Here is a 12896-nt window from a genome sequence, read left to right on the forward strand (position 1 = left end):
CATGGCCGGCCCCGATGCCGCCTTCTGGCAGGCCCGCTTCGAGACCGGCACCACGCCGTGGGACCGCGGCGCCGCCAGCCCGCAACTTCTGCGCTGGCGCGACGAGGGCGCCTTCACCGCCGGCAGCACCGTGCTGGTGCCCGGCTGCGGCAGCGGCTGGGAGGTGGCCGAGCTGGCGGCGGCCGGCGTCGACGTGACCGGCCTGGACTACGCCGCCGCGGCGGTCGATCGCAGCCGGCAGCACCTGGCCGGACGCGGCCTGCAGGCCCCGGTGCTGCAGGCCGACGTGCTGCAGTGGTCGCCGGCCGCGCCGGTCGATGCGGTCTACGAGCAGACCTGCCTGTGCGCGCTGCATCCCGACCACTGGACCGCCTATGCGGCGCAGCTGCATGCCTGGCTGAAGCCGGGCGGCCGGCTGCTGGCGCTCTTCATGCAGGCCCCCGCGGCGGGTGCGCCCGATGGCTTCGTGACCGGGCCGCCGTACCACTGCGACATCCACGCCATGCGGGCGCTGTTTCCGTCACCGCGCTGGTCCTGGCCCAAGCCGCCTTACGCGCGCATCACCCATCCGCTGGGCGCCCACGAACTCGCGCTGGTGCTGACACGCCTCTGAGCAAGGACGTCCGATGGACTTCACCCATTCCGAGCGCTCGCTGGCGGTGCAGCGGCGCGTCGACGACTTCATGCAGCAGCATGTCTACCCGGTCGAAAACGCCTACTACGACGAGGTGCGCGAGAGCGGCCATCCGTACCGCACGCCGCAGGTGCTGCAGGCGCTCAAGGCCAAGGCGCGCGAGGCCGGCCTGTGGAACCTGTTCCTGTCGGGGGCGCACGGCAGCGGCCTCAGCAACCTCGAGTACGCGCCGGTCAAGGAGATCATGGGCCGGGTGCTGTGGGCGCCGGAGATCTTCAACTGCTCGGCGCCCGACACCGGCAACATGGAGGTGCTGGCCAACTACGGCACCGAGGCCCAGCGCGACCAGTGGCTGGCGCCGCTGATGGCCGGCACGATCCGCTCGGCCTTTTCGATGACCGAGCCGGCCGTGGCCTCCAGCGACGCGACCAACATCCAGTGCGAGATCCGGCGCGACGGCGACCACTACGTCATCAACGGGCGCAAGTGGTTCACCTCCGGCGCGCTCAACGAGGACTGCACGCTGCTGATCGTGATGGGCAAGTCCGCGCCCGACCATCCGGAGCGGCACAAGCAGCAGTCGATGATCCTGGTGCCCAAGGCCACGCCGGGGGTGCGCATCGTGCGCGACCTCACGACCTTCGGCTACGACGACGCACCGGTCGGCCATCCCGAGATCGTCTACGACGACGTGCGGGTGCCGGCCTCGAACATCCTGCTCGGCGAAGGCCGCGGCTTCGAGATCGCGCAGGGCCGGCTCGGGCCCGGGCGCATCCACCACTGCATGCGGCTGATCGGCTGCGCCCAGCGCGCGCTGGAGCTGATGTGCCAGCGCGCCAGCACCCGCGTGGCCTTCGGCCGGACCCTGGGCGAGCAGGGCTCGGTGCGGGAGGACATCGCGCATTCGTTCTGCGAGATCGAGCAGGCCCGGCTGCTGACCTTGCAGGCGGCCGACAAGATGGACCGCGAGGGCAACAAGGCCGCGCGCGACCTGATCGCCGCCGCCAAGATCGTGGTGCCCAGCATGGCGGCGCGGGTGATCGACCGCGCGATCCAGGTCTTCGGCGGCGCCGGCGTGTCGCAGGACACCTTCCTGCCGCGGGCCTATGTCTATGCACGCTTCATCCGCATCGGCGACGGGCCCGACCAGGTCCATCTGTCGGCGGTGGGCCAGCAGATGCTGAAGCGGCACGGCGCGCCGCGATGACCCACAGCGTCGTCAGCGCACCGCCGCTGGACCTGGACCGGCTGGGCGCCTGGCTGCAGGCCCAGGTGCCCGCCTTCCACGGCCTGCGGGACGCGCAGCGGCTGATCGGCGGCAACTCGAATCCGATCTGGCGGCTGCGCGCCGCGAGCGGCGACTACATCCTGCGCACCCAACCGGCCGGCGAGCTGCTGAAGTCGGCGCATGCGCTGGACCGCGAGTTCCGGCTGCTGACGGCGCTGCACGGCAGCGCGGTGCCGGTGCCCCGAATCCACGTGCTGTGCAACGACCTCGACGTGGTCGGCGTGCAGTTCTACCTGATGGACTTCATCGAGGGCGTGGTGCACCGGCACGTGGCGCTGCCCGAGCTGCCGGTCGGGCGCCGCCGTGGGGTCTATGGCGCGGCCATCGATGCGCTGGCCGCGATCCATCGCACCGACATCGATGCGCTGGGCCTCGCCGACTTCGGCCGGCCGGGCAACTATTTCGAGCGCCAGTTCCATCGCTGGTGCCAGCAGTACCGCACTGCGATGCCCGAGGGCGACCCCGAGATGGAGCGCCTGATCGCCGCGCTCGAACGCACGATGCCGCATGGCGAGCACCGGGTGGTGCTGCTGCATGGCGACTCGCGGCTCGACAACCTGATGTTCGCCGCCGACGAGGAGGCGGCGCCGCGCGTGATCGCCGTGCTCGACTGGGAGCTGTCGACCCTCGGCCATCCGCTGGCCGACCTCGGGCAGTTCCTCGCGGTCCAGTCGCTGCCCGCCGACTATCTGCTGCCCGGACTGGCGGGCGTGGACCGCGCGGCGCAGGGCCTCCCGAGCGAGGCCGAACTGCGCGAACACTACTTGCGCGCCATGGGCGACAGCCCGGTGGCCGACCTGCGCTTCTTCAAGGCCTTCGCGATGTTCCGCCAGGCCGCGATGTCGGCTGGCCTGCGCCGCCGCGCCGCGCTGGGCACCGCGGTGGCCGAGAGCGCGCTGCAGTTCGGCGACACGCTGGCGGTGTTCGCGCGCGTCGGGCTCGACATCCTCGATCGCCCCGACTGAATCACAAGGACAAGCCATGCCCGCTCCCATCACCCCCTTCGACCTGCACGGCAAGGTCGCGCTGGTCACCGGCTCGACCCACGGCATCGGCGCCGCCACCGCCCGCGTGCTGGCCCAGGCCGGTGCGCATGTGCTGGTCAGCAGCCGCAAGCCCGACGAATGCGAACAGGTGGCCCAGGCGCTGCGCGACGAAGGCCTGAGCGCCGAGGCGCGGGCCTGCCACATCGGCCGGATGGAAGACATCGCGGCGATGTCGGCGCACCTCGCGGCCACGCACGGCGGGCTCGACATCCTGGTCAACAACGCGGTGCTGAGCCCCTGGCGCAGCATCGACGACACCGACCCGGCGCTGTTCATGAAGGCCGTCGAAGTCAACCTGCGCGGCTACTGGTACCTGTCGGTGGAGGCGACCCGGCGCATGAAGCCGCGCGGCGGCGGCAGCATCGTCAACATCTCGTCGCTGTCGGCCTGGCATCCCGAGAAGATGCTGGGCCTGTACGGCACGCTCAAGACCGCGCTGCTCGGCATGAGCCGGGTCTTCGCGCTCGAATACGGCGAGTTCGGCATCCGCGCCAACACCGTGCTGCCGGGCGTGATCGACACCCGGCTGGCGCAGGCCTTCGACGGCGAGGCGCGCGAGCGCATCCTGAAGAAGACGCCGGTGCAGCGCCTGGGCCTGCCCGAGGAGATCGGCTATGCGGTGCTGTACCTGAGTTCGCCGGCCGGCGCCTTCGTCACCGGCGCCAGCCTGGCGGTCGACGGCGGCATGTCGATCTCGATGATCTGAACCCCACCTCCAAGGAATCCTGCCATGAAAGCAGTGCTCGCCAAGCGCCACGGCCCGCCCGAATCGCTGGTGTTCGAAGAAGTCGCGTCGCCGGTGCCGGGCGCCGGCGAAGTGCTGGTGTCGGTGCATGCCAGCGCGGTCAATTTCCCCGACACGCTGATCATCGAGAACAAGTACCAGTTCAAGCCGGCGCTGCCGTTCTCGCCGGGCGGCGAGGTGGCGGGCACGGTCAAGGCGGTCGGCCCGGGCGTCGAAGGCTTCGCGCGCGGCGACCGCGTGATCGCCGTCTGCGGCTGGGGCGGCTACGCCGAGGAGGTGCTGACCGAGGCCCGCAAGCTGGTGCGGCTGCCGGCCGGCATCGCGATGGAGGCCGCCGCGGCGCTGGTCATCACCTACGGCACCTCGCACTACGCGCTCAAGGAGCGCGCCGACATCCGGCCCGGCGAGACGCTGCTGGTGCTCGGCGCGGCCGGCGGCACCGGCATCTCGGCAATCGAACTGGGCAAGCTCATGGGTGCGCGCGTGATCGCGGCGGCATCCTCCGAAGAAAAACTCGCCTTGTGCCGCCAGGCCGGCGCCGACGAGACGATCAACTACGCCAGCGAGGACCTGCGCGAGCGGCTCAAGGCGATCACCGGCGGGCGCGGGGTCGACGTGGTCTACGACCCCGTGGGCGGCGTCTACACCGAGCCGGCACTGCGCAGCATGGCCTGGAAGGGCCGCTACCTGGTGATCGGCTTCACCACCGGCGAGATCCCGCGGCCGCCGCTCAACCTGGCGCTGCTCAAGGGCTGCGCGATCGTCGGCGTGTTCTACGGCGGCTTCGCCCAGGCCGAGCCGCGGCGCTACGACGAACTGATGCAGGAACTGCTCGGATGGCTGGCCGAGGGGCGTATCCGGCCGGTGATCACCGGGCGCTATCCGCTGGAGCGCGCGGCCGAGGCGCTGCGGCTGGTGGCCGATCGCAAGGCGACCGGGAAGATCATGCTGACGACGGCGCTGGGGCGGGCGTCGGTCGCCTGATTCAGTCCACCGCGCCCTGCCAGCGCCGCATCCCCCGCAGCCAGCGCTCGGGATCGGCTGCCTTGCGCTGCATCTGCGCGTGGATGAAGGGCTGCGGCAGGATCAGGAAGCGCTCCTCGCGCAGGCCGGCCACCACCGCCTCGGCGACCGCGTCCGCGCTCACGATGCCGTCGGCCATCAGCGCGCGGCGCTCCGGCGTCTCGGCGTCGAGCAGCGGCGTGGCCACGCCGCCCGGGCACAGGCAGCTGACGCCGATGCCGCGCGCGCCGTAGGTGATCGACAGCCATTCGGCGAAGGCCACCGCCGCGTGCTTGCTGACCGCGTAGGGCGCATCGAACTGCGACAGCAGGCCGGCCGCCGAGGCCGTCTGCAGCAGGTAGCCGCCGCCGCGCGCCAGCATCCGCGGCAGCAGGGCGCGGGCGGCATGCACATGGGCCATCAGGTTGACGTCCATCACGCGCTGCCAGTCGGCGTCCGGCAACTCGGGGCCGCCGCGCGCCGTGATGCCGGCGTTGGAGCAGAACAGGTCGATGGCGCCGTGCCGGGCCTCGGTCTGGTCGATCAGGCGCAGCAGCTGGGCCTCGACCGTGACGTCGACTTCGGCTGCCTGGGCGCCGATGGCGGCGGCTAGCGCGGCGGCCTGCCCACCATGGCGGTCCGCCACCACCACGGCCCGGGCGCCTTCCTGCACGAAGCGCCGCGCCATCGCCGCGCCGATGCCGCTGGCGCCGCCGGTGACGACCACCACCTTGTCCTTCAGTTCCATGGGGTTGCTCCGCGATCGGGAAAGGCCATGACCCGAGGCTAGGCGGGGCAGGGCGCCGCCGTCTTGCGTCCAGCGGCTGCACACGTCAGCGGCTGGACGCAAGAAAGTTGCCGCCCGCGCCACCAGACTGCGGCCATGTCAGACCGAGAAGCCCCCGCCCCATGAAAGCCGCCGTCTTCCGCGGCGCCGACCGCCTGCTGGCCATCGAGGAGCTGCCGCTGCCCCAGGCCGGCGCCGGCGAACTGGTGCTGCGGGTGCACTACTGCGGCGTCTGCGGCTCCGACCTGCACGCCACCCACCCGGGCTTGTTCACGGTGAAGGAAGGCACGGTGCTGGGCCACGAGTTCGCGGGCGAGGTGGTCGAGAGCGGCGCCGCCGGTTGGAAGGTGGGCGAGCGGGTCACCGCGCTGCCCAACAACGCCTGCCGCAGCTGCACCGACGAGGGCTTTCGCGAATGCCGCGAGGGCCTGGGCATGATCTGCCCGCACAACCGCCTGACCGGCTTCAGCCCGAACCGGCCCGGCGCGCTGGCCGAGTACGTCAAGGTGCCGGCCGGCCAGGCGATCCGGCTGCCGGGTGCGGTGAACGCCCGCGAGGGCGCCATGATCGAGCCGCTGGCCGTCGGCCTGCACGCGGTGCAGTCGGGTCGGGTCGGCCTCGGCAGCAGGGTGCTGGTGATCGGCGCCGGACCCATCGGCCTGGCCGTGGCCGCCTTCGCGCGCCAGGCCGGCGCCACCCGGCTGGCGGTCAGCGAACGGGCCCCCGGCCGGCGCGAGGTCGCGGCGCGTTTCGGCGCCACGGCGCTGATCGATCCGGCGGCGGAGGAGGTCGGCCCGGCTTTCGCCCGCCACGCCGGCGGGCCGCCGGACGTGATCTTCGAATGCGTGGGCGTCGCCGGGCTGATCCAGCAGTGCATCGAACTGGCCCCGCCGCGCGGGCGCATCGTGGTGGTGGGCGTCTGCGCCACCGAGGACCGGGTGGTGCCGCAGCGCGCCATGGCCAAGGAGCTGAACCTGCAGTTCGTGATGGGCTACGCCAAGGCCGACTGGCGGCGGGTGCTGGACCTGCTCGACGCCGGGCGGGTCGATCCGTCGGCGATGCTGACCGACGTGGTCGGGCTGGCGCAGCTGCCCGCCGCCTTCGAGGCGCTGCGGCGCCCCACGACCCAGATCAAGCTGCTGGTGGCGCCGGGCGGCGAGCTCCCGGTCAGCCTGTAGACGCAAGAGATTTGAAAGTCCCTTTGCTACCTTCGACTGACTCCCTCAACCCTTCGCCCCACCCGACGCCATGACATCCCCCGTGACCCTGAGCCGCCATGGCGACATCGCGCTGCTGCGCATCGACAACCCGCCGGTCAACGCGCTGTCGCCGGCGGTGGTGGCCGGGCTGGTGGCCGCCGTCGATGCCTTCGAAGCCGACGCCAGCTACCAGGCCCTGCTGGTCCATGGCGAGGGCCGCACCTTCGTCGCCGGCGGCGACATCGCCTCCTTCGACCTGCCGGATTTCACCACCCAGCCCTTCAACGGCACGCTGGCACGGATCGAGGCGCTGGGCCGCCCGGTGGTGGCGGCGCTGCACGGCACGGTGCTGGGCGGCGGCCTGGAACTGGCACTCGCCTGCCACTGGCGCGTCGCCCATCCCAAGACCCAGCTGGGCCTGCCCGAGGTCAAGTTGGGCATCCTGCCGGGTTCGCTGGGCACCCAGCGCCTGCCGCGCGTGGTCGGCGCCGAACTGGCGCTCGACCTGATCGCCAGCGGCCGCAGCATCGGCACCGCCGAGGCGCGGGAACTCGGGCTGGTCGACGAACTGAGCGATGCCGCGCCGCTGCAAGCCGGCATCGCCTTCACCGAGGCCCTGCTCGCGCGCGGCGGCGGCCCGCGCCGCATCAGCGAGCGCACGGTGGCGACCGAGTCGCTGGCGCCGGACTTCTTCGATCGCGCGCTGGCCGACGCGGCGCGCCGCAAGCCTTTCCATCCGTCGGCGCGCAACATCGTGCGCGCGGTGCAGGCCTCGTTGCTGCCCTTCGCCGAAGGCGAGGCGGCGGAGGCGCGCCTGTTCGAGGAGCTGCGCGTCTCGCCCGAATCGAAGGCGATGCGCCACCTGTTCTTCGCCGAGCGGCTGGCCGCCAAGATCCCGGGCCTGCCGCGCGACACGGTGCTGCGGCCCGTGCGCACGGTGGGCGTGCTCGGCGCCGGCACCATGGGCGGCGGCATCGCGATGAATTTCGCCAATGCCGGCATCCCGACGGTGCTGGTCGAGACCTCGCAGGCGGCGCTCGACCGCGGCCTCGGCATCATCCGCGCCAACTACGAGGCCAGCGCCGCCAAGGGCCGGTTGACCGCGGCGCAGGTCGAGGCCCGCATGGCGCTGCTGCGCGGCTCGCTCGACGACGCGGCCCTGGCCGATTGCGACCTCGTGATCGAGGCCGTGTTCGAGGACATGGACCTCAAGAAGCAGGTCTGCGCCCGGCTCGGCGCGGTCTGCAAGCCCGGCGCCATCATCGCGACCAACACCTCGACCCTCGACGTCGATGTGCTGGCCGAGGCCACGGGCCGCCCGGCCGACGTGGTCGGCATGCATTTCTTCAGCCCCGCCAACGTGATGCGCCTGCTCGAAGTGGTGCGCGGCGCGAAGACCGCGCCCGAGGTGCTGGCCACCGTGATGCAGCTGGCGCGCACGATCGGCAAGGTGGCGGTGGTCTCGGGCGTCTGCTACGGCTTCATCGGCAACCGGATGGCCGAGGTCTACATGCGTGAGGCCGAGTTCCTGATGATGGAAGGCGCCAGCCCGGCGCAGATCGACGGCGCGGTCGAGGCGCTGGGCATGGCGATGGGCCCCTGCCGCATGCTCGACATGGCCGGCATCGACGTCGGCGCCAAGACCGTCATCGAGTACGGCAAGGCCGGCGGCTTGCCGCCCGACGACAGCTACCGCGCGGTGGTGCGCCGGATGTTCGAGCTCGGCCGCTTCGGCCAGAAGACCGGTGCCGGCTACTACCGCTACGAAGGCCGCAAGCCGGTCGACGATCCCGAGGCCGCGCGCATCGCCGCCGAGCTGGCGGCGCAGCACGGCATCGCGCGGCGCAGCGACATCCCGCCGCAGGAGATCGTCGAGCGCCTGCTGTATCCGCTGATCAACGAGGGCGCGCGCATCCTCGAGGAGGGCATCGCCTACCGCCCCGGCGACGTCGACATGGTGTGGGTCGCCGGCTACGGCTTTCCCGACCACCGCGGCGGCCCGATCCACATGGCCGATGCGATCGGCCTGCCGGAGATCGCCGAGCGGCTGGCGCACTACGCGAAGCTGCGCGGCGATCCCCACGGCTACTGGAGCGTTTCGCCGCTGCTGGCGTCGCTGGCCGTGCAAGGCCAACGGCTGTCCGATGGGCAGGCCGCCTGAATCCCCTCACTGGAAACCCCATGAAAGAAGCCGTCATCGTCTCCACCGCCCGCACGGGCATCGGCCGCGCCTACAAGGGCGCGCTCAACCACACGAAATCGCCGACCATGCTGGCGCACGCGATCGCCCATGCGGTGCAGCGCGCCGGCGTCGACGGCGCCGAGATCGAGGACGCGGTGATCGGCTGCGTCCTCTCGGCCGGCACCGCCGGCATGAACCTGGCGCGCAACGCGGTGCTGGCCGCGGGCCTGCCCGACACGGTCTCGGGCCAGACCATGGACCGGCAATGCGCCTCGGGCCTGATGGCGATTGCCACCGCGGCCAAGCAGGTCATGGTCGACGGCATGGACGTCGTGATCGCCGGCGGGCACGACAACATCACGGCGGTGCAGGAGGCCTACATGGGCTGGGTCGCCAAGGAGAAGGACCCGAAGGTGATCGCGCGCGCCGCCCATGCCTACATGCCGATGCTGCAGACCGCCGAGTTCGTGGCCAAGAAGTACGGCATCGGCCGCGAGGCGCAGGACCGCTATGCGCTGGCTTCGCAGCAGCGCACGGCCGATGCCCAGCAGGCCGGTCGCTTCGACGCCGAAATCGTGGCCTTCGAGACCACCATGGCGGTGGTCGACAAGAACACCAAGGAGGTTTCGTTCAAGGACGTGACGCTCACCCGCGACGAGGGCAACCGCCCCGAGACCACGCTCGAAGGCCTGGCATCGCTCAAGCCGGTGATCGAGGGCGGCGTGGTCACGGCCGGCAACGCCAGCCAGCTGTCGGACGGCGCCTCGGCCTGCGTGATCATGGAACGGGGCCTGGCCGAGCGCCGCGGCCTCGCGCCGCTGGGCATCTACCGTGGCATGGCGGTGGCCGGCTGCGCGCCCGAGGAGATGGGCATCGGTCCGGTCTATGCGATCCCGAAGCTGCTCAAGCAGCACGGCCTGAAGGTGGCCGACATCGGCCTCTGGGAACTCAACGAGGCCTTCGCCTGCCAGGCGATCTACTGCCGCGACCACCTGGGGATCGACCCGGCGATCTACAACGTCGACGGCGGCGGCATCTCGATCGGCCATCCCTACGGCATGACCGGCGCCCGCGTGGTCGGCCATGCGCTGATCGAGGGCAGGCGCCGCGGCGTGAAATACGTGGTGGCGACGATGTGCGTGGGCGGCGGCATGGGGGCCGCGGCACTGTTCGAAGTGGCATGAACATGGACGACCGCACCCTGATCGACAGCCTGCGGCGCCAGCTGCGCGAGCGCCCCGACGCGCTGGCCTACCGCCGGGGCGAGCGCAAGCTCAGCTTCATCGACGTGGAACGCACCACCAACCGCATCGCCAACGCGCTGGCCGCCATGGGCGTGGGCCGCGACAGCCGGGTCGCGGTGCTCACCAAGCACCACATCGAGACCCTGCTGCTGACCCTGGCGGCCTGCAAGCTCGGCGCGGTCTGCATGCCGGTCAACTGGCGGCTGGCGGCACCCGAGATCGCCTACATCCTGAAGAACGGCGCGGCCCCTTTCCTGATGGCCGACCAGGCCTTCATCGCCACGGTGCAGGCCGCCGGACTCGACAGCGTCCGCACGCTGGTCTGCACCGAGCAGGCGCACGATGGCCTGCCTTCCTTCGAAGACTGGTATGCGGCCCACGGCGACAGCTTCACGGCGGTCGAGGCCGACACCCACGACGCCGCGCTGCAGCTCTATTCGTCGGGCACCACCGGCCTGCCCAAGGGCATCGTGCTGAGCCATGCCGGGCTGCTGTCGACCTCGCGCGTGGTCGCCAAGGAGTGGGCGTTCGACCAGCGCCACGTGCTCGGCAACCCGCTGCCGGTGTTCCACGTCGCCGGCATGACCATGCTGCTGCTGACGCTCTACACCGGCGGCCAGACCAGCGCCTATTCGGAGTTCGATCCCGCCGGCTACATCCGCGCCATCGGCGAGCACGGCATCACCCACACCTTCATCGTGCCGGCGATGATCCTCTTCATGCTGCAGTCGCCCGAGGTGAAGCACGGCGACTACGGCCGCCTGCAGCTGATCGCCTACGGCGGCTCGCCGGTCAGCGAGACCACCTTGCAGCAGGCCTTCGAGACCTTCGGCTGCCAGTTCCTGCAGGTCTACGGCCTGACCGAGGTGTCGGGCCCGGCCACCTTCCTGATGCCCGCGGACCATCGCGCGGGCGATGCCGAACGGCTGCGCTCGGCCGGGCGCCCGATCGGCGGCGGGCGCCTGCGCATCGTCGACCCGGTGACGCTGAAGGACCTGCCGGACGGCGAAGTCGGCGAGATCTGGATCGAATCGGACCGCAACCTCAAGGAATACTGGCGCAACCCCGAAGCCACGGCCGCGGCCTACCCCGAAGGCCGCAACGCCAACGGCGGCTGGTTCCGCTCCGGCGACGGCGGCTACCTCAAGAACGGCTACCTCTACATCAACGACCGCATCAAGGACATGATCCTGTCGGGCGGCGAGAACATCTACCCGGCCGAGGTCGAGAACGTGCTGATGAAGCACCCGGCGGTGGCCGACGGCGCCGTCATCGGCGTGCCCGACCCCACCTGGGGCGAGGCCGTCAAGGCCTGCGTCGTGCCGCGTCCCGGCGTGGCCGTGACCGAGCGCGAGATCATCGATTTCATGCGCGCCAACCTGGCGCACTACAAGTGCCCCAAGTCGGTCGACCTCGTGACCGAGCTGCCGCGCAACCCGAGCGGCAAGGTGCTCAAGCGCCTGCTGCGCGAACCCTATTGGCGCGGCCAGTCGCGCGCCATCGGCTGAATTTGCCAAACCGAGAAACGACCCGGCGAGGTCGTCCCGCCCATCCACCTGGAGACATGACATGCCTTTGAAGAAACTGATCGCCGCCGCCTTCGGCGCCCTTGCGCTGCTGGGCGCGGTGTCCATCGCGCAGGCGCAGGACAAGCCCATCAAGATCGCGCTGATCGCGAGCAAGACCGGCCCGTCCGAAGCCTATGCGCGCGACACCGAGCGCGGCCTGCGCCTGGGCCTCGAATACCTCACGCAGGGTTCGATGACCGTGCTCGGCCGCAAGATCGAGGTGATCGTCAAGGACGACCAGATGAAGCCCGAGCTGTCGAAGGCGATGCTCACCGAGGCCCTGTCCGACGACAAGGCCGACATCGCGGTCGGCACCTCGTGGTCGGGCGGCGCGCTGTCGATGGCGCCGGTGGCCGAGGAGTACAAGAAGGTGCTGATGGTCGAGCCGGCGATTGCCGATTCGCTCACCGGCTCGGCCTGGAACCGCTACCTGTTCCGCGCCAGCCGCAACTCCTTCCAGGACGCGCTGGCCAGCGCCGCCGGCCTGAAGGAGGGCGACAACCTGGCCTTCCTGGCGCCCGACTACGTCTACGGGCGCGACGGCGTCAAGGCCTTCAAGGACGCGATGGCCGCGACCCAGAGCAAGGCCAGGATCCTGCACGAGGAGTTCATCCCGCTGTCGACCACCGACTTCACGGCGCCGATGCAGCGCATCTTCGACGGCATGAAGAACGCCACCGGCAAGAAGTACCTGGTCGTGATCTGGGGCGCGCCGAACCCGATCCGCAAGATCTCCGAGCTCAACCCGGGCCGCTACGGCATCGAGTTCCTGTCGATCGGCGGCGCCAACCTCGAGAACACCAAGCCCTGGAAGGGCCTGGACGTGAGCGGCGGCACCTTCTACTACTACGGCTTTCCGAAGAACCCGATGAACGACTGGCTGGTCACCGAGCACCAGAAGCGCTTCAAGATGCCGCCGGACCTGTTCACCGCGGGCGGCTTCGTCACGGCCAGCGCGATCATCGCGGGCCTCAAGAAGGCCGGCTCGGCCGACTCCGAGAAGCTGATCGCCGCCATGGAGGGCATGGACTTCGACACCCCCAAGGGCAAGATGACGTTCCGCAAGGAAGACCACCAGGCGATGCAGGCGCAGTACCAGTTCAAGATGAAGAAGGCGCCCGCCAGCGAGTGGGACCTGCTCGAACTGGTGCGCGAAATCCCGGCGTCCGAGATGCCGGTTCCGATCACCGTGAAGCGCTGA

At 70.8% G+C, this 12896-nt stretch carries 11 protein-coding genes; 10 read left to right on the top strand and 1 reads right to left on the bottom strand.

Features of this window, described 5'->3' with window-relative positions:
- The first annotated feature begins 1 nt into the window (after position 1).
- From QTI33_RS00420 to QTI33_RS00440, 5 genes are read left to right on the top strand one after another with little or no spacing between them, the layout of a single operon-like run.
- Positions 2 to 613 carry a methyltransferase domain-containing protein gene (locus tag QTI33_RS00420; protein ID WP_286503720.1) on the top strand — a complete coding sequence of 204 codons (612 nt, stop codon included), beginning with the start codon at positions 2 to 4 and terminating at the stop codon, positions 611 to 613.
- A gap of 13 nt (positions 614 to 626) precedes the next feature.
- Positions 627 to 1841 carry an acyl-CoA dehydrogenase family protein gene (locus QTI33_RS00425; RefSeq protein ID WP_286503721.1) on the top strand — a complete coding sequence of 405 codons (1215 nt, stop codon included), beginning with the start codon at positions 627 to 629 and terminating at the stop codon, positions 1839 to 1841.
- Positions 1838 to 2887 (top strand): phosphotransferase family protein, encoded by a 1050-nt coding sequence (locus tag QTI33_RS00430; RefSeq protein WP_286503722.1) that lies wholly within the window; start codon positions 1838 to 1840, stop codon positions 2885 to 2887. Before QTI33_RS00425 ends, QTI33_RS00430 begins: the two co-directional genes overlap by 4 nt.
- Before the next feature lie 16 nt (positions 2888 to 2903).
- A complete protein-coding gene (locus QTI33_RS00435) occupies positions 2904 to 3674 on the top strand; it encodes a glucose 1-dehydrogenase (protein ID WP_286503723.1) in 771 nt (256 codons plus the stop codon).
- A 24-nt stretch (positions 3675 to 3698) separates the two neighbouring features.
- Positions 3699 to 4697 carry an NADPH:quinone oxidoreductase family protein gene (locus QTI33_RS00440; RefSeq protein WP_286503724.1) on the top strand — a complete coding sequence of 333 codons (999 nt, stop codon included), beginning with the start codon at positions 3699 to 3701 and terminating at the stop codon, positions 4695 to 4697.
- Between the two features lies 1 nt (position 4698).
- On the opposite strand, the gene QTI33_RS00445 is transcribed toward QTI33_RS00440, so the two are convergent.
- Entirely contained in the window at positions 4699 to 5463 is a 765-nt protein-coding gene (locus QTI33_RS00445) for an SDR family oxidoreductase (RefSeq protein WP_286503725.1), read from the bottom strand.
- 161 nt (positions 5464 to 5624) lie between these two features.
- Between QTI33_RS00445 and QTI33_RS00450 the strand changes: the two genes are divergently transcribed.
- From QTI33_RS00450 to QTI33_RS00470, 5 genes are all read left to right on the top strand, one after another.
- The gene (locus QTI33_RS00450; protein ID WP_286503726.1) at positions 5625 to 6680 is read left to right on the top strand and encodes a zinc-binding dehydrogenase; all 1056 of its coding nucleotides are present in this window, start codon (positions 5625 to 5627) and stop codon (positions 6678 to 6680) included.
- Positions 6681 to 6750: 70 nt separating this feature from the next.
- Complete coding sequence (locus tag QTI33_RS00455; protein WP_286503727.1) at positions 6751 to 8862, top strand: 3-hydroxyacyl-CoA dehydrogenase NAD-binding domain-containing protein; 2112 nt, start codon at positions 6751 to 6753, stop codon at positions 8860 to 8862.
- A 20-nt stretch (positions 8863 to 8882) separates the two neighbouring features.
- Complete coding sequence (locus QTI33_RS00460) at positions 8883 to 10067, top strand: acetyl-CoA C-acyltransferase (RefSeq protein WP_286503728.1); 1185 nt, start codon at positions 8883 to 8885, stop codon at positions 10065 to 10067.
- 2 nt (positions 10068 to 10069) lie between these two features.
- Positions 10070 to 11635 (top strand): long-chain-fatty-acid--CoA ligase, encoded by a 1566-nt coding sequence (locus tag QTI33_RS00465; RefSeq protein ID WP_286503729.1) that lies wholly within the window; start codon positions 10070 to 10072, stop codon positions 11633 to 11635.
- A gap of 67 nt (positions 11636 to 11702) precedes the next feature.
- Entirely contained in the window at positions 11703 to 12896 is a 1194-nt protein-coding gene (locus tag QTI33_RS00470; RefSeq protein ID WP_444814802.1) for a substrate-binding domain-containing protein, read from the top strand.

This window comes from Variovorax davisae (genome assembly GCF_030316845.1).
GTDB classification, from domain to species: Bacteria; Pseudomonadota; Gammaproteobacteria; order Burkholderiales; family Burkholderiaceae_C; genus Variovorax; species Variovorax davisae.

Bases quoted from the DNA above. Each gene is read 5' to 3' on its own strand.
- QTI33_RS00425 (WP_286503721.1), top strand. From the start codon at position 627: ATGGACTTCACCCATTCCGAGCGCTCGCTGGCGGTGCAGCGGCGCGTC.
- QTI33_RS00450 (WP_286503726.1), top strand. From the start codon at position 5,625: ATGAAAGCCGCCGTCTTCCGCGGCGCCGACCGCCTGCTGGCCATCGAG.
- QTI33_RS00440 (WP_286503724.1), top strand. From the start codon at position 3,699: ATGAAAGCAGTGCTCGCCAAGCGCCACGGCCCGCCCGAATCGCTGGTG.
- QTI33_RS00435 (WP_286503723.1), top strand. From the start codon at position 2,904: ATGCCCGCTCCCATCACCCCCTTCGACCTGCACGGCAAGGTCGCGCTG.
- QTI33_RS00420 (WP_286503720.1), top strand. From the start codon at position 2: ATGGCCGGCCCCGATGCCGCCTTCTGGCAGGCCCGCTTCGAGACCGGC.
- QTI33_RS00460 (WP_286503728.1), top strand. From the start codon at position 8,883: ATGAAAGAAGCCGTCATCGTCTCCACCGCCCGCACGGGCATCGGCCGC.
- QTI33_RS00445 (WP_286503725.1), bottom strand. From the start codon at position 5,463: ATGGAACTGAAGGACAAGGTGGTGGTCGTCACCGGCGGCGCCAGCGGC.
- QTI33_RS00430 (WP_286503722.1), top strand. From the start codon at position 1,838: ATGACCCACAGCGTCGTCAGCGCACCGCCGCTGGACCTGGACCGGCTG.
- QTI33_RS00455 (WP_286503727.1), top strand. From the start codon at position 6,751: ATGACATCCCCCGTGACCCTGAGCCGCCATGGCGACATCGCGCTGCTG.
- QTI33_RS00465 (WP_286503729.1), top strand. From the start codon at position 10,070: ATGGACGACCGCACCCTGATCGACAGCCTGCGGCGCCAGCTGCGCGAG.